This window comes from Fibrobacter sp. UWB10 (genome assembly GCF_900182935.1).
Classification (GTDB): domain Bacteria; phylum Fibrobacterota; class Fibrobacteria; order Fibrobacterales; family Fibrobacteraceae; genus Fibrobacter; species Fibrobacter succinogenes_O.
Map to the genome: position 1 here is coordinate 949,212 of NZ_FXUE01000002.1, position 18,947 is coordinate 968,158.

The window sequence follows — 18,947 nt, forward strand, 5'->3', positions numbered from 1 at the left end:
GTCCTAAATCATCGTTTGTGCAAGCACGTCAGGCGGAATTTTCTTGGTCTTTGCCATGGCGTTTATATACTTCCACAGACGACCATGAGCTTCGGCATTCTTGAGCTTCTTGGTAAAGCTCCAAACCGTATGGTTCTGAACGTCCGTTTCGCTCCTGAAGATTCCCTTGACTTCGCTTTCGTAACGTACCCTACGGTATTCGTAGAAATACGCGGACTGGTAAAGTCGCGCAGCCTTTCTCTTGGCGGAATGGCAGAAAAAGACCCCGACCACCAAGAAAAACGGCGACACGGCAAAACCGTAGTACCAAGAAAAATCTAACCATTTTTGAATGGCCCAAATAGCGGGCACGGCCGAGAAAAGCGCCATAAGCAGCGTAAAGAGGATATCGAGCGGCAGCCAATAGCCTCTCCACTTGGGCATAATGGCCCATTTTACGCCCTTATTAACCAATTTTCTGAGATATCTGGGGTACGAAACTCGGAAAAACCAAAAATAGAGCCCGATCCAGGATAAAACAGGGGTCCAGAACCAATAATCCAGCGTATTATACGCCTGAGAAATTAAAGTTTCAATATCAAACATCTGCATAGCGGCGTAAATGTAGAAAAATAGCGCCTCTTTCGAGTAATTTAAGATAAAAACAAGATTCTTTAAGGAACCCAACGCAAAACAAATTAATTTGTATACAATTTGTAAAATATTGCACATATCTTGTTAATAATCAACGACTTAGGGTGGCAGTCCAATCTGGTAAAGCAAATTTTTCTTGTTTAATGCATCAAAACTTATCAACACCATAGCGCATTTTTCTAGATTATATGGCCTACCTGTTGATAGATTTTTGTTCGCCCTTTAGTGGAAGAGGAAGAAATGCAAGCTGAATGGGAAAGATGTTTGAACTACCTCCGTGGGATGCTTTCAGACACGGTTTATAAGACTTATTTTGCGCAGACCAAGCTCACAAGCCTTACCACCGGTCATGCCGTCGTGACCGTTCCGCCCGGACTGGATACCGCCGTCTATTCTGCTTACAAGGAACTCATCCGCCTCGCCTGGCGCGAAGTCACGCACGACGAATCTGCAATTGAATTTGAATTCCAGCAACAAGAAGCTGTGACGCAGGCAGCCCCTGCAGGCAACAACAGCTTCCGCGATTTTTTAAAGCCAAGCATTCCGCTTTCAGGCTCTTTCCGCTTTGAAAACTTTGTGCCGGGCGACAAGGCCCAGCTCGCCTTCAATGCAGCCCTTGCAGTCGCTCGCAACCCCGATGGTACGCAGTACAACCCGCTCTTTATTTACGGTTCTTCGGGCCTTGGCAAGACTCACCTTTTGCAGGCTATCGGCAACTACATTCTCGAAGAAGATCCGACCAAGCGCGTGTGCTACCTGACCTCTGAAGATTTTTCGCAACAGTACATGAAGTGCCTGCGCGAACAGCGCATCACCGAAATGTCAGACTTCTACCGCAACGAAGTCGACATCTTGCTGATTGACGACATCCAGAACTGGACCGGCAAGTACGAAACCCAGAACGAATTCTTCTTGATTTTTAATGCCCTGCACCAGGCCGGCAAGCAGATTGTGCTGACCTCTGATGCACCTGCTGCCGAAGTCAAGAACTTGTCTGACCGCTTGGTCAGCCGCTTTGCCTGGGGCCTCACGGTCGACATCCAGCCGCCAGATGTTGAAACTCGCGAAGCCATTTTGCACAAGAAGGCCGAAGAACGCCACTTAGAAATCAGCGACGACGTTCTGCACTACCTTGCCGAAAACATCGCAAGCAACGTGCGCTGCCTCGAAAGTGCAATCATTAAGCTCACCTTGCAGTCGAGCTTGATGCACCACGATATCGACATGAGCATCGCCCAGAAGGTGGTCGCCGAAATTGCGCCGACGCTTCGTCGCCGCGTAAGCCTCGACGCCGTCCTCCACACCGTTTCGAAGCACTACGAAGTGCCCGAAGCCAAGCTCACCGAATCGGGCCGTGGCACCAAGGAAATTTCAAAGGCTCGCCAGGTCGCTATGTACCTGATGCGCGAATGCTCCCCAATCAGCTTGCAGAGCATCGGTTCCCGCTTTGGCGGTAAGGACCACTCCACCGTGGTTCACGCCATCAAGAGCATCAAGAAAGAAATGGAAACCGACCCGAGCTTTGCACGACTCATCGAAAGCCTCAAGAACTCGATTCACGATTAACGGTCTGTAGATTAAACAACCTGTCGAATTTAGTGTAGATTATAAAATGAAAAGCACTCTCTAAACGAGAGCGCTTTTTTTATTCTAAGCTCTAAGTTCTGAGTTCTAAACTCTATTTCTTTTTCTTGTTTTTCTTGGCCTTTTTCTCTTGAGCCTGGCGACGCTTCTCAGCTTTTTTAGCTTGACGTTCTGCCCTCAAAGCAGCCTGTTCGGCCTTCACGGCTTCACGTTCAGCCTTCTTAGCTTCGGCAAGAGCCTTTTCTGCTTCAGCAAGGGCCTTCTGGGCCTCAATCTTGGCGGCGAGAGCCTTCTTACCGCGTTCGATAGCCCGAGTAATTTCGTCGTCTGTCTGAGCCGGAGCGGCAGAAGCAGTCGCAGTTGAATCTTTTGCCTTTGCGGCAGAATCTGCTGCAGCCTTAACCGCTACAGCGGAATCAGCCCTCGCCAAGTCTTCTTCTGCATCTTTCATGGCCTCGGCGGCCTTGGCGCGTTCCTTTTCCTTAACCGCGATATCGGCATTCAAAGCAAGCTTCTTGACGGCGGCAGAATCCAAATCCGGGCAAATCAAATCCTTGCCACCCTTGGTGCCGTCGGCACATTCCATAACGCCCTGGAACTCACCCATCTTGTAGGTGCCCCACTGCTTCTTGGTCACGCGATCGCTATAGCAAACCGATTCACCGGGCATCCATTCATAGCAAGTATCCTTGACCGTCCAGAATGTCACAACGCCGTTCGGAAGGCCCTTATGGAACACGCCACCGAATTCACCAAAGTCAACGAAGCCTTCGAGGCTGTTCGCATTAAAGGTCAAAGCCACCGGCTTTTTCTTGAACGGATTGAACACCGTCATACGGCCATGCAAAGCATTACGCTTGTACGGGATTTCGGCCATTACGAAACCCTTGTCCGAGAACATGCGAGCCGTTCCGTTCACGTAGCCCTGCGTATAGGGAACTTCCAAGAACTGGAAGTAGTAAGACTTGTCGCCCACATTGCCATAGACCTTCTGGTCAAGAACACTCGAACGATAGAAAGTCGAAATACCTTCGCGCATACCCATTTTGTAATTGGACTTCCAAAGAATTCCACCCCATTCAGGGCCCTGCTTTTTCGGGTAAGTCGGATCGTTCATGTAGCCGATTTCTTCGCCGTAGATAAGGCCGTTTGCATCGATATGGCGCACGTTTTCAACATAGCCGTTATTCGCAAAGCCAGTCAAAATACCACGGTCAAGGCAACGCACATCACTGTAGTCAGTAAAGCGACCCGCTGCAGGCGGAATCAACTTACGAGGCATGCCAGAAAGGTGGAACAAGAACGGGTTGCGGTTATCGGAATCAAAAGAGGCGTCGGGCCTGTTATGCACGTTAATGAAGCAGTTGATCGAATCTGCGGCAGCCCTGTGCGATTCATAGTATTCACCGAACGGAGTCTTCGTATTGTCTTCGAACGTGAGAGCAATTGCACCTTCAAGCGGAGCTCCCTTCGCATAATCCGAAAGCATGGGCACGGACTGCTTGATGTGGTCCACGCACTGTTCAAAGAAGAATTCTTCGGTACAGCTCATACCCTTGGGGCAGGTCAAGATACGCGGCTTAGGAATGTCCCAGACTTTGACAATCTTCTTGCCTTCGTCATTTGCTCGCCAACCAAAGCCACCCTTTTCGCGAATCGTATAGCAGCCACATACCTTGGCCTCATCGCGAATGGCACCAATGCGGTTACGTTCGCGCGGGACAATATCTGCGGCAGACTCCACCCAGCAGTCCAAGTATTCAAAATGGTTAACATCATACATGCCAGGCATGTTAGCCGCATCGGCAGAATCGATTGCGGCAAGAGCATCTTCAAAATCATCAGCAAAAGCCATAGACACAGTCAAGGCCAGTACCGAGGCAATCTTCAAAGAAATCGATTTCATACAAAGGCAAATCTATATATATACGGCCAATTTGTCTTGTAAATTTCATTTACAAACCCATTTTCGCCCCCCTTGCTCATTTTTACAGATTTTGGTATCTTTACAGCACCCCATCGACGACCCGGAAAAACATTCCGACAGCCGCCAGACGAGAACGGATAAACCTCCGGCTTAAAAGGCAAACAGGCATAACGATGGATATTAAGATTCTACAGCAGCCCGACGACGTTACTTGCGGGCCGACCAGCCTACAGGCGGTGTACAACCACCTTGGCTACAAGATTTCTCTAAAGCAACTTATTTCTGAAATTGAATTTTTGGAAGACGGCGGCACCCTCGGCGTGTTCTTAGGAATCGACGCCCTAAAGCGTGGATTCAAGGCGACTATTCATTCGTACAACCTGACGCTTTTGGACCCCACTTGGAGCGAGCTCAGTATGCCGGAACTGAAGGCAAAACTGGAACTTTTGCACAAAGCAAAACACGCTCCCAAGCTCCGTAAGGCAATCGAAGCCTACATCCGCTTTATCGATTTGGGCGGGACCGTGGCTTTCTCCGACCTCCGCGCCGCCATGTTTGAAAAATATTTCAAGAAAGGCGTGCCCGTTCTGTGCGGACTTTCGGCTACCTACCTGTACCGCAGCATGCGCGAATTCACCGGAGCTGATGACAAGTCCGTCTTTGACGACATCCACGGCGAACCCATGGGGCACTTTGTTGTGGTGTACGGTATAGACGACAAGAATCAATTCATGGTGGCCGACCCCGACGGCACCAACCCCCTCCACAAGACCCCTTATTACAAGGTGGATAAGTTCCGACTTCTCCACAGCATTTTGCTTGGCGTCATGACGTACGACGGCAACGTGCTTGTTATAGAGAATAAGAAATAGGATCATGAAAAAATTAATCGTTGTAAACAATCCCAAGCACTGGAAGTTACACGTTCCGGGCATCGATATCATTTCGGCACAGGACTACCTGATTTCGAGCAAATACACTAACGAACGCAACCTGCGCGTATTCAACCTTTGCCGCGATTACAACTACCAGAGCAAAGGCTACTACGTATCGCTCTTGGCTGAAGCCCGCGGACACAAGGTGATTCCGGGCGTCAAGAACATGCGGGACTTCAAGGCTCCGGCAGTCATCAAGCATATTTCCGACGAAATTGACAACCTGATTCAAAAGAGTCTGCACAAGCTCACCGGCACCGAATTCGTACTTTCAATTTACTTCGGTCAAAACGTGAGCCCGCAATACTTGGAGCTTTCGCAGGAACTTTACCGCTTGTTCCAAGCCCCGCTACTGCGTGCGAAATTCGTATTCAAGCAGAAGTGGTTTATCCAAAGCATTCGCCCGATTTGCGTGGATGAAATTCCCGAATCTCACATGGAATTCGTCGATAAGTTTGCGCAGGAATACTTCGAAAAGACGCGCTATGCATCGAGCAAGGAAGAAGATTACCTGTACGACTTAGGCATTCTCACGAACCCCGACGAAGTGGAGCCGCCGAGCAATGCGCAGGCTATTCAGAACTTTATCAAGGCCGCCGAAGAAACGGGTTTCCGCGTGGAAATGATTACCAAGAAGGATTACCCGCGCGTAGGCGAATTTGACGCCATCTTTATCCGCGAAACCACGAACGTAAACCACTACACTTACAGTTTCGCGCGCCGTGCGCAGTCGCAAGGCATTGCGGTGATTGACGACCCGGACAGCATTCTGCGTTGCTCCAATAAGGTGTACCTGCAGGAACTGATGCAGGCCGCCAAGATTCATTCGCCGAAGACCATTATCGCCCACGCCGAAAACCGCCACACGCTCGCGAAGGAAATCGGATTCCCCATGGTGATCAAGTCGCCGGATTCGAGTTTCTCCATGGGCGTAAAAAAGGCAACCAACAAAGAAGAACTTGAACAGATTCTCGACGAAATGTTCCAGCACAGCGACTTGCTGATTGCACAGGAATTTACGCCGACGGAATTCGACTGGCGCGTGGGCGTGCTCGACGGCAAGCCGCTCTACGCCTGCAAATATCACATGGCCAAAGGCCACTGGCAGATTTACAACTGGGAAAGCAACGACAAGCAAAGCGAAGAATTTTCGGGCAAGTGCGAAAGCGTGCCGATTGAAATGGTTCCGCACGGAATCGTGAAAACAGCTCTCCGCATTTGCAGCTTAATCGGTAACGGACTTTACGGTGTGGATTTGAAGGAATGGCACGGCCACCCGATTGTCATCGAAGTGAACGACAACCCGAGTATTGACGCGGGCATTGAAGATGGCGTGGGCAAGAGCAAAGTATACCTCGCCATCATGAGATCGCTGCGCCACCGCATCGAAGACCGCATGAACGCCGCACAACATAAATTGCAACAGCACGAAAGGGAATGGTTCTAATGTCCAACTACAAACTTTGGCAACGTTATGGAATTGAAATGGAGTACATGATCGTGGATCGTGATACTCTTGATGTACTCCCCCGCGCTGATGTTCCGCTTGGAAAAGACAAGAATGGCGAACAGCTTTCGGATGTAGAACACGGACCCATCGGACTTTCCAACGAACTGGTGAGCCATGTGCTGGAATTCAAGTGTGCAGAGCCAGTCGATAGTCTGAAGCATTTGGGCAAGACGTTCCATCATGAAATTTTGAAGGCGAACGAATCGCTCAAGAGCATTAACGCCATGCTCTTGCCGACGGCAGCACACCCCTTTATGGACCCCGCCGTAATGCAGCTCTGGCCCTACGATTGCTTGGATATTTACCAGGCCTACGACCGCATCTTTAATTGCAAGGGTCATGGTTGGGCGAACCTGCAATCCACGCATATCAACCTTTCTTTTAACGGCGACGAAGAATTCGGAAAGTTGCACGCAGCCATTCGCGCATTGCTGCCACTGATTCCCGCCGTAGCAGCATCTAGTCCGTTTTTGGACAGCAAATACTGCGGATTCTTGGATGGACGAATCGAAACTTACCGCCACAACCAAGAGAAAATTCCGAGCATTACCGGCAAGGTGATTCCCGAAGCAGTCTTTACTTACAAGGATTACGAGGAGCAGATTTTCAATCGTGTGAAGGCAGACATTGCGCCTTACGATCCGGAACATTTGCTGAATCATTTCTTCTTGAATAGCCGCGGTGCAATAGCCCGCTTTGACCGCGGCGCCGTTGAAATCCGCCTGGTTGACATTCAGGAATGCCCGGATGCAGACATTGCGATTGCCGAATGGGAAGTCGCCGTACTCAAGGGCCTTGCAGAAGGCGCTTTCGCAAGCGAAAAAGAAATTCGCGCCCTCGACACCGACGCACTCGCCAAGATTCTGCTGGACACGACTCATGCTGCCGAGAAGACGGTGATTAGCGACTGCAATTATCTGAAAATTTGGGGAATTGATGCCAGCGAAATCACAGCTAAAGAACTGGTTTTAAAAATCACCGAGAAGGTCAAGAATAAAATCAGTAGCCACTCGCAGGAACTTCTACAGAAGATGTTCAAGCGCGGTACGCTCGCCAGCACGCTCGTCAAGAACGTGGGCGCAAACCCTGACCACGACGACTTCGTGTACGAATACGGAAAACTCGCCCACTGCCTCGCGGAAAACCGACTGTATGAAGCCTAAAAATGATTCCGTTCTGATGCTTACTTGCGAGCATGCGAGCAACAAATTACCCGCAGCGTTCAAGAGCGCCGTTCCCGCCGAGGTCCTAAAGACTCACTGCGCCTACGACATCGGGGCGCTCGCCGTATTCCGCAAACTGGTGAAATTCGCAAAGCCGGAATTCTACAGCGAAGGCAAATTTTCGCGCCTGTTCGTGGACCTGAATCGCACCATCACCAACAAGAGTGCCTTTAGCGATTTCTTGCGCAACAACAAAAACGCGAAAGCGCAAGCCACCGCCTACTGGAACGAATACCGCGCCGCCATTGAAAAATTCGTGAAAGCAAACGCCAAGAAAGAAATCATTCATCTGGGCATTCACAGCTTTACGCCCGAATTGAACGGAAAAGTCCGCAACACCGACATCGGAATTCTCTACGACCCGAGCCGCCCTAAAGAATGCGAACTTGCCCAAGTCATCAAGGCCGAAATCAAGCGCTTGCACCCCGAAATGAAAGTCCGATTCAACTACCCGTACAAAGGCACTTCGGACGGACTCACCACTACCCTACGCAAAAAATTAGGTCCGCGATATGCAGGCCTAGAAATTGAAATCAACCAGAAATTCTTTTTATAGGAGATGCCCGACTAAATCGGGCATGACTCACAACGAAAAAGCCTCGGGATTCACCCGAGGCAATTTCTTTTAGATCCTTCGACTTCGGCGCTTCGCGCCTCCGCTCAGGATGACTCATCGTGTCATTACCGTGAGCCGTAGGCGACTCGTATCAACGAGTCGTCGAAGGCGAGAGCGAGCGCTTCGGGTACGTACTTAGTACGACTGGGCGCGAGCGGTCTTATAAGCAGTGAGCGCGGAGGTCTTCGTCGCTCAAGGTGCTGAGGTATGCAGGCGGCACGTCGAGAACGGTCTTGCAACCGGTCTGTCCGTTAGCCTTCATACGGAGAGCGGCGCGGGCGTAAGCCACGAGAACGCTCGTCGTGAATTCCGGGTTAGAATCGAGCTTGAGGCTGTATTCGATCACGTGAGTGTGTTCCTTGTTCATACCAGTCTTGCCGGTACGAATCACGAAACCACCGTGAGCGAGGCCGCTGTGATTCTTGTTGAATTCTTCTTCGCTGATGAAGTTAACGGTAGTGTCGTATTCATCGAAGTAGTTCGGCATCGTCTTGATGGCGTTTTCGATGTAAGCCTTGTCGGCACCTTCTTCGGCAACCACGTAAACGAGACGGGTGTGCTTCTGGCGAGTGGTGAGTTCCGGCATGGAACCGCTACGCACGGCTTCGAGAGCAGATTCCACCGGGCAGGTGTACTGCTTAGCGTTCTTCACGCCCTTGATACGGCGGACAGCGTCGCTGTGGCCCTGAGAAACACCCTTGCCCCAGAACGTGTAGTCCTTGCCTTCCGGAAGAATGGACTGAGCGTACACGCGGTTCAGGCTGAACATACCCGGGTCCCAACCGACAGAGATCATGGCGATCTTGTTTGCGCCCTTGGCAGCGGCGTCAACGGCAGCGAAGTGCTGCGGAATCTTGGCGTGCGTGTCGAAGGAGTCAATCACGTTGAACATGGATGCGTACTTCGGGGTGAGCACCGGCAGGTCCGTAGCAGAGCCACCGCAAATGATGAGCACGTCTACCTTGTCCTTCCAAGCTTCCATTTCAGAAACGTTCAAAACCGGAACGCCAGCCGTCTGAATCTTGACCGTAGAGGGGTCACGACGAGTGAAAACAGCGACGAGTTCCATATCGGGAGCCTGCTTCACAGCGCATTCCACGCCGCGACCGAGGTTACCGTAACCGAGAATAGCGATCTTTGCCATAATAAGGTCCTTGTTAAAAATTTTTGCGAGTGAAAATATAGGAAAAGTGGTCAGTAAACAGTGGTTAGTGGTTAGGGATGCGAGAGAAATTCATATCAAATTGGTAGGGGGAAGCCTCCCCCTCGGCGGCACTGCGTTGCCACCTACCCTCTCGAGCGGGCGCTCGCCGCCCCGCAACGCCCCGGCTTTTAAAAGTGATGTGTAATGGATGATTGATGATGAAGAAAGTCTTCGTTGTGGTTATTTTTCGACCATCACACAGCGGACGGAGAAACCTTTTGTCTTCAATTCTCTAGCATTTTCCGAAGGTCCACTATCAAGTGCCGCCGATATTCTCATATGATGAGCTTGTTTTGCAGCATCGGCTTGATATTCGATTGGACGAAAAATAAAGATTTTTTCTTTTAAACCATTAAATGTTCCATTATCGCTTCTAATACCAGCACCTGTAAGCGAAAATCCGCTCGCATTCGTCCCGCTAAAACCGTATGTCGAGCGCAGGCCTTTGATTCCGTCACCGTTTTCATCCTTATAACCTCGGACAATTTCATAATCATCGTATGTGAACAATCGCCAGCCATCGGGACAAATCCCTTGGTGATTTTCCTGAATAAGATCGGAGCAGCTTTCCGTGTTGCAACGGCTCGGCAACTGCATCATCTCGGCCCACTGGTAAAGACCGCCAAACTCGTCGCACTTGGTGGTATCGTTATTGTAACAGTAACGTTCTATTTCGTTGTCATTGTTCTGATCATCGGCTCCTGGAACCATTTTGCCAATGTTCAGGTTTTCGGCCATGACAGTGACAGATTTCCCGCTGTAATCCGACGTGATTGTAATGTAATAGTAGCTACGGCCATTGCGCGTGTCCGTAAACTGCTTGTATGCATTTTCGCCGACCTTGTAAGCACCGGCCAACGTTTGCGAGTGGTCGAACGGTACGTATTCGCTGCTGCTCGATTTTGCGGAACTGCTAGACACCGACGAAGAAGACTTCGCCGAGCTGCTACTGGACTTTGCTGAACTGCTCGATGCCACGCTACTGCTTGATTTCACGGAACTGCTACTGGGCCCTTCGACAGGCTCAGGGACCTTGGAACTGCTGCTCGATTTCGGTGTGACGCTGGATGACGACCGCACGGAACTGCTTGACTTCGCAGAACTGCTGCTGGCATCGTCGCAGTCTTCGCAAATGGACGAAGAAGAATCCTCGTCATGCGGGGCGAAACTGCTGTCGTCATCGCCGCAAGCATTGCCAAGCAACGCCGCCACCACAAGCATTCCCCCCAGAACAAACTTCTTCAGCATAAAATACCTCACCCCTAAATATAACCTAAACCCCGCCCCAAAACAAACACCCCGTGACCAAACACTCCGTATAGGCCCAATTTTGTCATAATATGACATGACAATAAATTTATATTTATCAGCAGACACTAAACCACAAACCCAGCTTTTTACTTCAAGGCTCATATGCGTTTTGGTGAATTTCAAGAAGTTTTCAAAATGTATTGCTTTTGTACGCACAAAAATGTATATTAAGTGACATGAACAAGACTGCAAATTTATACGCTCGCATAGAGCCCGACGTCAAGGAACAAGCCGAAAACGTCCTGGAAACCCTCGGCATATCCGTTTCCAGCGCCATCAACATGTTCTATAAACAGATTATTCTGCAACAGGGTATTCCCTTTGACGTGAAAATACCCAAGGCTCCCGAAAACTCCGCCAAATGGTCTAAAGAGCGCCTCGATGCGGAACTCGAGAAAGGCTACAATGACATGCTGAAAGGTCGCACCCGCCCAGCCGCGATGGTCCTTTCCGATGTCAAGAAAAAACACAAGGTATGAATTTCGAAGTCCATTTTTCTTCCGCAGCACAGGATGATATCGATCAAATCTTTGACTATATCAGCGTAGCACTTTGTTCGCCTATCGCGGCAAAGAATCTAATGGGAAAAATTCAGGAATCGTCGTTATATTGCGCGTCTTTTATTGCAGACAGGAAACAAAATAGCCTTCAACACTACATATATTTCAAACACCGGAGAATACAAGAGAATGCTTCACGTGATTGACGCAAAATATATTGGCGATTATGGGGCATCACATGGTCGAACGGCGTCGATTTCGCCCCTGAATTCATCAGGGCTCTTCAGAAATACAAGGGCTAGACGCAATCCTTTTAGATTCCCGTGCTGCCAAACCCGCCGCGGTCGGCGCCTTCAAGCGGGCCTTCCTCGAAGGTAAGCGTCGGCTGAATTTCCATGATGCGGAACTGCGCGATGCGGCTCCCCTTCTCAATGGTCACGTCGCGGGTGGCGTACACGGGCATTTTCCACCAATCGTTCGCGCCACAATAGCTAGAATCGACCACGCCCACAGAATTTGCTTGTAAAATTCCAAAATTTTTGAAGGTGGAACTGCGCGGGGCGATATGCGCCTCGTAACCCTCAGGCAACTTCATCGCGACCCCCAAGTGAATGAGTTTGAACTCGCCTGCCTTGAGCGTCACAGTCTCTGCCGCGGCAAGGTCAATCCAGTCGGATTTGCCGCCGATGTTAGTGAGTTTCGGGATAGAATCGTCGAGGTACTGAATTTTAATCGTCTTCGTGGTCATGGTGCAAATATATAAAAGTCTATATTTGGAATATGTCCCTAGAAACAGAACGTTTGATTCTTCGCCGTTGGCAAGATAGCGATGCTGAAGATCTTTACAAGTACGCCAGCGACCCTGATGTGGGCCCCATTGCAGGCTGGCCCGCTCACAAAAACGTAAAAGAAAGTCTTGGCGTTATCAGGTACGTTTTTTGCGGAGCCGAAGCCTACGCCGTATGCTTAAAACAAGACAACAAGCCCATCGGAGCCATCGAGCTGAAGCTCAACGGCAACACCGATTTGACCGAGCGCGATGACGAATGCGAGCTCGGCTACTGGATAGGCAAACCCTTTTGGGGGCAAGGGCTCATTCCCGAAGCCGCAAAAGAATTAATACGCCACGCCTTCCAAGATCTTGGTATGCGAAAAGTCTGGTGCGGATACTACGACGGCAATGAAAAATCTCGTCGAGTTCAAGAGAAATGTGGATTCAAGTACCAGTGGACCACCAAGGACCTTTATCTCCCCTTGATGAGCGAGCACCGCACGGGGCATGTCAGTTGCATTACGAAAGAAGAATTCGAAAATCGCTAAATAACTTCATCGATTTTTTCGTTCCAGTGGTTCGTGGTTTCACAGACCATTTCTTTTCCGCAGTCGTAAACGCATAAGAAGCATACTTCGTTCACGACCTCGTAATCGGAGCCGCCGTTGAACACATTTGCATTGCCGTATTCTTCGCGGTCATTCCACACGTAGACTTTGCAGGCATTTTGTGCGGAAACCGACTTGCAGTAAGCCGCAAGGGTTTCTTGGGAAAGGTCTGCGGCGCTCACAACACCAGCCGACGAAAGAATTTCGGTAAGCGAGATGGCGCGGGTTTCGCCATCCTTCAAGATTCTTCCAGCGATGTTGTATTCGATTTCCATAGGCTAGGATTCGCTTTCAGTGGCTTCGGCAGCCTTAGCAGCCTTGGCAGCGGCCTTGTCGGCAGCTTGTTCAAGGCGAGCGGGCTTTTTCGCGAGATTGCGGATGAGACCAAACAACGCAGAAAGTTCATTGCGGGTCGGGTGCAAACGCTGCAAGAGCGTATTGAGGAAGTTGTCGCGCCAAGATTGGTCGTGATACTGGCCGGTCAGATAGCGGTCCAAGAACTTCTTGAAGCTATCAATCTGATCGATGGTCGCCGGAGCCGTTTCGCAAGCACCCTTGCTTCCACGCTTCGCGCGGCCTTCGCCGTTGGCAAGCGCACCGCTGCGGCAAAGTTCATAAAGGCCCACCGTCACCGCCTGCGCCAAGTTCAGACTCATGAGTCCCGGCACCGGGATTTCACACTGGTAAGTGCAAGCGTTCACTTCTTCGGTTTCAAGACCGCAAGATTCGCGACCGAACACCAGCGCAATCGTTCCGTTTTCGGGCAACAATTCCGAAAGCCCAGGCATCATCGTATGCTTGATGGCAGAACCGTAAATACGGCGGCTAAACGCAACTGCGCAAGCGCAATCACCAATGGCATCTTCGAACTTATGCACGATAGTTGCCTTGTCCAAGACTTCGTGACTGTTCGGTGCCGTATGGTAAGAATTTTCAATGACCTTGTCGCGTCTCGGGTAAACAATATAAAGTTCATCGAGGGCGTAGCAGTGCATGGCGCGGGCCACAAAGCCCACATTGTGCGGATGTTCCGGTTCGACTAGGACAACTCTAAACTTGCGCATAATTTAAACCTTCCAAATAAATCCCTTACCGCGGATTTCATTTTCAATTGTTTCGCCGGCTTGAATTTCAGCACCGGCATAAATCACAGAATGCTTGATAGTCACACCAGCAGGCACTTGAACGCCGGCTTCAACGACAGCTTCGTTCACGTCGCGGCCAAGCTCCTTCAAGCGAGCCTCCACCGCCGACATCAAGCCTTCGGGCGAGCCCATATCAATCCAAGTCGCATGCAGTTGCGTCATGTCCACGAACGGAGCGCGACCCGCCGCAATCTCTTGCTTCCAGAATTCACGGATATCAAATTCTCCATCGCGAATACGCGAAAGAGCGACATCGCTGTACCACGAAACGCCCGAGAACGTCGCAGGCAAACCTTCTTCGCTACCAAAGCGGCCAACCACGCCGGCCAAGCGACCGTCCGCTCCCACGCGGAATGTGTTCACCTTCGGAAAATCAACCGCGAGCAAAGCCACCTGCGGACCGTCCGGCTGAGCAGCCAACGCCAGCGCATTTTCGACAAAGGCCTTCAAGTCAAAATTGCAATAAGCATCGCCATTCATAATCAGAAGGCCTCCACGATAGCCTTCATTGTAAATGCGCTTGAGCGGGCCGGCAGTCCCGAGGATATCGGGCAACTCCACCCAAACTTTTTCGAAACCTAAAGTTCCACCCGCCGACACCACCTGTTCAGCCAGATAATGAGCATTTGCATGCAAACGAACACTTCCGATGGCGCGCGCCTTACGAGCCTGCAAGTCCAAAATCGAGGCGTCAACCACAGGAACAAGGGGCTTCGGCACGTCATTAGTGAGCGGGCGCAGGCGGGTTCCAAGGCCCGCCGCCAAAATTAAAACGTTCAAGGAATCGTTATTCACGGGGAATTTTTCCATTATATGTATAAAGATAGAAAAAGGCGTTCTAAAAAAATTTAACAAACATCTGCAAAGTAAGAATTCTATTTTTAGGGCACCATGAAGAAACGTTACATTGCCCTTATCGTTCTCGCGGCATTGATTGTAATCGTCATTGTCGCCCTCAAAATCGGCCCCAGCATCGCCAAGAACTACGTGGTCGCCCACTCCGAAGAAATCATCGGTCGCAAAATGAAAATCGAAAACGTGGACTTCAGCCCGTTCACGTTCACCGTCACCGTCGACGACTTCGCGATTTACGAACCCGATGGAACCACCCCCTTTGTGGCCTTTGAAAAATTCCGCATTAACGTTAACCCCACGCGACTCATCGCCAAAGAAATCAGCGTGAGCGAAATCTACCTGAAGGGCCTGTACACGCGCGTCACCCAGAAGGGAGACCAGTTCAACTTTAGCGACATTCTCGACAAGTTTGCCGCCGACTCGACAGCCGACACCACGGCCGCAAAGGAAGAACCCAAGGTTGACTCCACCGCCGCCGACACCGCTCAGGCCCTGAACCTTGACCCGAACGAAATGATCGGCTTTAGCGTCGCGGTCGAAAACATCACGCTCGAAAAGGGCAACATCATTTACGAAGACCAGAAAATCGGTTCTAAGATTCATATCCAGGACTTCTCGGTCGCCATTCCGGCTGTCTACTTTAGCAACAAGGATACCGACATCGGCGTGAACCTCAAATTCGCAAACGGCGGTGATTTGGGCATTAAAGTCCTGTTCAATATGCAGACCCAGGACTTCGGCGTGAACGTAACGCTCAACAAGCTGGCTCTCGCCATCGCCAAGCCCTACCTGAACGATTTTATCAAGTACAAGGACTTCGACGCATCCCTGAATGTCAACTTGAACGTGAACGGCAATGTGAACCACGTTCTGTCTTCTAACGTGAGCGGCACCGTGTCTGTCGACCACCTGAAACTTACCGAAACCAGCGGCAAGGACATTAGCGTTGCGCACGTGGGCGTAGGCATTGCCAAGGCCAACCTGAACGATATGGATTTCCGTGTGGATTCCGTGATTGTAAACGGAGTGTCTGCACATGTTGACCTGTTCAAGAACGGCACCACCAACATCGACGTTTTGCTTGAACCGCTGAACAAAAACGCCAAAAAGGAAGTCGCCGCCGATTCTACCGCAGCAGCAGAACCTGTCGCAGAAAAAGAAGAAGCAGCACCAGCTCCGGCTGAAAAGTCAATGCCGCTTAAGTTCGTAATCAACAAGCTCTTGGTAGCAAACACGAGCGTTTCGGCCACCGACCACACGCCCAAGCAAGCGTTCAACTACAAGGTGAGCGGCATTACCGTAAACGGATCCAACATCAACTTCAACTCCCCCTGCGCCATCAACGTGTCGGCCGCATTCCCCGAAGGCGGCACGCTCTCGCTCAAGTACAAGGGCGCACTTTCCGACATCAGCACCATGGACGCCTACGTGAGCGTCAAGAACCTCGCACTCAAACACTTCTCGCCTTATAGCCATCACTACACCGGCTACCCCATCACCTCGGGCACCATGGCCTTCGCCAGCGAAAACAAGATGAGCGGTTGGAACATCGAAAGTAAGAACACCATCGACATCTACAACATCAACGTGGGCGACAAGGATTCTAAAACCGACCCGGAATACATGGTTCCGATGAAGGTCGGCCTCTACATTCTCAAGGACAAGGATGACAAAATCCAGTTCGACGTTCCTGTGAAAGGCAACGTACAAGACCCTGAATTCTCTTACCTGAAAATCGTGTGGCAGACCGTGATGAATCTGCTCATCAAGGTGGCTCTCTCCCCGCTCAAAGTCGTGGGTAACGTAGCCGCCACAGGCGCAGGAGCCATCGGAATTGACCTCGGCAAGAACGACGAAATCTATATCGACCCGCTCGCAGGTTCCTTCACCAGCGAACAGTACGCCAAAGCCCAGAAAATGGTCGAAGCACTCGCCAACGACAAGAAACTCAAGATGAACTTTGTGCAAAACTTCAACCTGAAAAAGACGGTTGACGCCTACAAGACGCACAAGCTCAAGACCGACTTCTACAAGGCAACGCAGAACAAGACCGCGCTCAACGAACTCGACGAAAAGGCAATCCTCGCCATCGAAGACAAGGACAGCGCCTACGCCGCCTACGCAGAAGCCCACGCCAAGGATCTCGACCGCAAGGCCCTCGAAAAGGAAATCCTCGACCTGGCCGAAAAGCGCAATCAGGACTTGCTCAAGACGCTGCAACAGCAGCCAGGCGTAACGCCCAAGAACGTGACCGTCAAAACAGCCCCACGCGGCGCACTCACCCAGCGCAAGGCCATGTATAAGGTTCAGGTTGACGTGCAATAAACGATAGAGCCGAACGGTCTGTAAGGGGCAGGTCTTCCCCTCATTGCAAAAAGACGAGCAAACAGCTCGTCTTTTTTTCATTACCCCTTCGCCTAAGGGCTCTGCCCCTAAAACCCCGGTTAGTCTCTCAAGAATCCTGTGAGCGGGTCGGAAGCGGAAGCGCCGCGGGTCAACACACGGCCAAGGCCAGCGAGGTACGCCTTGCGACCCGCTTCAATTGCGAGCTTGAAACTCTGAGCCATCATGGGCAAATCGCCAGCGGTTGCAAGAGCGGTATTCGCCATAATGGCGGCTGCGCCCATTTCCATGGCAGCGCAAGCTTCAGAGGGTTTACCGATGCCCGCATCCACAATAATCGGGAGGTCGATTTCATCGATGAGAATCTGAATGAATTCGCGGGTAGAAAGGCCCTTGTTAGAACCAATCGGAGCAGCCAGCGGCATCACGGCTGCGGCACCCGCGTTAGCGAGGTCGCGCGCCACGTTCAAATCCGGATACATATACGGCATTACTACGAAACCTTCTTTCGCCAAGGTTTCGGTCGCCTTGATGGTTTCGTAGTTGTCGGGCAAAAGGTACTTCGTGTCGCGCATGATTTCGATCTTGACGAAATCACCGCAGCCGAGTTCGCGAGAAAGACGCGCGACGCGCACCGCTTCAGCGGCGTTGCGTGCGCCGGACGTATTCGGCAACAGCGTCACACCCTTCGGAATGTAATCCAGAATATTTTCATGGTCCTTGGTGTTCGCACGGCGCACCGCGAGGGTCACAATCTGTGCCCCGGCATCGCGCACAGCAGCCTCAATCAGCTTGAGGGAGTATTTGCCGGAACCTAAAATAAAGCGGGAATTGAATTCGTGACCACCAATTACAAGTTTGTCGTCCATAAAGCCTTCTTTTTTGCAGGGCTAAATATAGCATTATTCCAGCCCGAGAATCAGGCGGATAGCAGTCAAGGCCTGGTGGGCGGCACAAAGCATCACGCGGGGCGCGACGAGCCCGATTCCATCGGCCACATCGCTTTTGCCATCACCGCAAACATAAAAGCGCTTGGTCACCTTGCGAGTCGTAATCGAATTTCCGCTGTCGAAACCCGCCATGCCAGAAGCCGCGACCAGGAACTTTTCGGGCATATTTTCAAGCACCGTATTCACAAGCATCGCCTTCGCCTCGGCATTATCAAAGGCCTCGCAAATCACGTCGGCCTTGGCCAACAACGCCTCCGCATTCTCGGCGCTCACTTTCTCAAAATGAATTTCAAACTCCGTATACGGCGCAATCTCTTTCAAGTTCGCAAGCAGCGCCTCGGGCTTCGGCATGCCAACCTGGCAAGCCTTATACTGCTGGCGATGCAAATTCGTGACATCGACACGATCAAAATCAATCAGAATCAGTTTGCCGACACCGGCACGCGCCAAAGAAATCGCAATATTCGAACCGAGCCCACCCAAACCGCAAACAGCAACTGTTGCCGCCTGCAATTTGCGCACAGCTTCTGCACCCTGCCGCTTTTCAAGCGCAGCATGCATCTCATTCTGCGAAGGCACGCGAGAATCCATCACCCGCCGCCTACAAAATTCACGACCTCGACTACGTCGCCGTCGGCCAACACCGTCTCAGCGTACTTCGCCTTGGGCACAATTTCTTCGTTCCGTTCTACAGCGATGCGCACGGTATTATACCCTGCTTCAGCAAGGTATTCAGCAACGGTCTTGCCCGCCGCATCGACACTCTGTCCATTAATGGTAAGCATAGTGCAAATATAGGAAATTTATAAAAATCACAAACGTATTCTTTTG

Annotated in this window: 19 protein-coding genes; 8 read left to right on the forward strand and 11 right to left on the reverse strand. The window is 51.0% G+C overall.

The window, feature by feature from the left end; translation table 11 throughout:
- Window positions 1-3: 3 nt before the first annotated feature.
- A complete protein-coding gene (locus QOL41_RS08535; RefSeq protein WP_283429416.1) occupies window positions 4-423 on the reverse strand; it encodes a hypothetical protein in 420 nt (139 codons plus the stop codon).
- Window positions 424-873: 450 nt separating this feature from the next.
- Here QOL41_RS08535 and dnaA point away from each other — a divergent pair, with 450 nt between their 5' ends.
- The gene (gene dnaA / locus QOL41_RS08540) at window positions 874-2,199 is read left to right on the forward strand and encodes a chromosomal replication initiator protein DnaA (RefSeq protein WP_163437769.1); all 1,326 of its coding nucleotides are present in this window, start codon (window positions 874-876) and stop codon (window positions 2,197-2,199) included.
- Window positions 2,200-2,311: 112 nt separating this feature from the next.
- Here the strand turns inward: dnaA and QOL41_RS08545 are convergent, their stop codons facing one another.
- Entirely contained in the window at window positions 2,312-4,123 is a 1,812-nt protein-coding gene (locus tag QOL41_RS08545) for a toxin-antitoxin system YwqK family antitoxin (RefSeq protein WP_283429417.1), read from the reverse strand.
- 194 nt (window positions 4,124-4,317) lie between these two features.
- Between QOL41_RS08545 and QOL41_RS08550 the strand changes: the two genes are divergently transcribed.
- From QOL41_RS08550 to QOL41_RS08565, 4 genes are read left to right on the forward strand one after another with little or no spacing between them, the layout of a single operon-like run.
- Window positions 4,318-5,016, forward strand: coding sequence for a C39 family peptidase (locus QOL41_RS08550; protein WP_283429418.1), 699 nt, complete (start codon window positions 4,318-4,320; stop codon window positions 5,014-5,016).
- 4 nt (window positions 5,017-5,020) lie between these two features.
- Window positions 5,021-6,526, forward strand: a complete 1,506-nt coding sequence (locus QOL41_RS08555; RefSeq protein WP_283429419.1) for a RimK family ATP-grasp domain-containing protein — start codon at window positions 5,021-5,023, stop codon at window positions 6,524-6,526.
- On the forward strand, window positions 6,526-7,752 hold the full coding sequence (locus QOL41_RS08560; protein ID WP_283429420.1) for a glutamate-cysteine ligase family protein: 1,227 nt from the start codon (window positions 6,526-6,528) through the stop codon (window positions 7,750-7,752). The genes QOL41_RS08555 and QOL41_RS08560 overlap by 1 nt, the downstream gene beginning before the upstream one ends.
- Window positions 7,742-8,368 carry an N-formylglutamate amidohydrolase gene (locus tag QOL41_RS08565; protein WP_283429421.1) on the forward strand — a complete coding sequence of 209 codons (627 nt, stop codon included), beginning with the start codon at window positions 7,742-7,744 and terminating at the stop codon, window positions 8,366-8,368. The genes QOL41_RS08560 and QOL41_RS08565 overlap by 11 nt, the downstream gene beginning before the upstream one ends.
- 220 nt (window positions 8,369-8,588) lie before the next feature.
- Here the strand turns inward: QOL41_RS08565 and QOL41_RS08570 are convergent, their stop codons facing one another.
- The gene (locus QOL41_RS08570; RefSeq protein ID WP_073423980.1) at window positions 8,589-9,572 is read right to left on the reverse strand and encodes a diaminopimelate dehydrogenase; all 984 of its coding nucleotides are present in this window, start codon (window positions 9,570-9,572) and stop codon (window positions 8,589-8,591) included.
- A gap of 240 nt (window positions 9,573-9,812) precedes the next feature.
- Window positions 9,813-10,880 (reverse strand): FISUMP domain-containing protein, encoded by a 1,068-nt coding sequence (locus QOL41_RS08575; RefSeq protein ID WP_283429422.1) that lies wholly within the window; start codon window positions 10,878-10,880, stop codon window positions 9,813-9,815.
- Between the two features lie 239 nt (window positions 10,881-11,119).
- Between QOL41_RS08575 and QOL41_RS08580 the strand changes: the two genes are divergently transcribed.
- Window positions 11,120-11,422, forward strand: coding sequence for a type II toxin-antitoxin system RelB/DinJ family antitoxin (locus tag QOL41_RS08580; RefSeq protein WP_283429423.1), 303 nt, complete (start codon window positions 11,120-11,122; stop codon window positions 11,420-11,422).
- Window positions 11,423-11,756: 334 nt separating this feature from the next.
- Here QOL41_RS08580 and QOL41_RS08585 read toward each other — a convergent pair whose 3' ends face one another.
- Entirely contained in the window at window positions 11,757-12,191 is a 435-nt protein-coding gene (locus QOL41_RS08585) for a dUTP diphosphatase (protein ID WP_283429424.1), read from the reverse strand.
- 32 nt (window positions 12,192-12,223) lie between these two features.
- Between QOL41_RS08585 and QOL41_RS08590 the strand changes: the two genes are divergently transcribed.
- Window positions 12,224-12,763 carry a GNAT family N-acetyltransferase gene (locus QOL41_RS08590; protein WP_283429425.1) on the forward strand — a complete coding sequence of 180 codons (540 nt, stop codon included), beginning with the start codon at window positions 12,224-12,226 and terminating at the stop codon, window positions 12,761-12,763.
- On the opposite strand, the gene QOL41_RS08595 is transcribed toward QOL41_RS08590, so the two are convergent.
- The 3 genes from QOL41_RS08595 to QOL41_RS08605 are packed head-to-tail and all read right to left on the reverse strand — an operon-like array spanning window position 12,760 to window position 14,778.
- On the reverse strand, window positions 12,760-13,098 hold the full coding sequence (locus tag QOL41_RS08595; protein WP_283429426.1) for a hypothetical protein: 339 nt from the start codon (window positions 13,096-13,098) through the stop codon (window positions 12,760-12,762). The two genes, QOL41_RS08590 and QOL41_RS08595, sit on opposite strands and share 4 nt — an antisense overlap.
- Window positions 13,099-13,101: 3 nt before the next feature.
- A complete protein-coding gene (locus QOL41_RS08600; protein ID WP_283429427.1) occupies window positions 13,102-13,887 on the reverse strand; it encodes an RNA methyltransferase in 786 nt (261 codons plus the stop codon).
- 3 nt (window positions 13,888-13,890) lie between these two features.
- A complete protein-coding gene (locus QOL41_RS08605) occupies window positions 13,891-14,778 on the reverse strand; it encodes a sugar phosphate nucleotidyltransferase (RefSeq protein ID WP_283429428.1) in 888 nt (295 codons plus the stop codon).
- 81 nt (window positions 14,779-14,859) lie between these two features.
- Between QOL41_RS08605 and QOL41_RS08610 the strand changes: the two genes are divergently transcribed.
- Window positions 14,860-17,148: a DUF748 domain-containing protein gene (locus QOL41_RS08610; RefSeq protein WP_283429429.1), complete on the forward strand. Its 2,289-nt coding sequence runs from the start codon at window positions 14,860-14,862 to the stop codon at window positions 17,146-17,148.
- A 119-nt stretch (window positions 17,149-17,267) separates the two neighbouring features.
- On the opposite strand, the gene QOL41_RS08615 is transcribed toward QOL41_RS08610, so the two are convergent.
- The 3 genes from QOL41_RS08615 to thiS are packed head-to-tail and all read right to left on the reverse strand — an operon-like array spanning window position 17,268 to window position 18,901.
- Window positions 17,268-18,035 (reverse strand): thiazole synthase, encoded by a 768-nt coding sequence (locus tag QOL41_RS08615; protein WP_283429430.1) that lies wholly within the window; start codon window positions 18,033-18,035, stop codon window positions 17,268-17,270.
- Window positions 18,036-18,068: 33 nt separating this feature from the next.
- On the reverse strand, window positions 18,069-18,707 hold the full coding sequence (thiF, locus tag QOL41_RS08620; protein WP_283429431.1) for a thiamine biosynthesis protein ThiF: 639 nt from the start codon (window positions 18,705-18,707) through the stop codon (window positions 18,069-18,071).
- Entirely contained in the window at window positions 18,707-18,901 is a 195-nt protein-coding gene (thiS, locus tag QOL41_RS08625) for a sulfur carrier protein ThiS (protein ID WP_072978161.1), read from the reverse strand. The genes thiF and thiS overlap by 1 nt, the downstream gene beginning before the upstream one ends.
- Window positions 18,902-18,947: the final 46 nt, after the last annotated feature.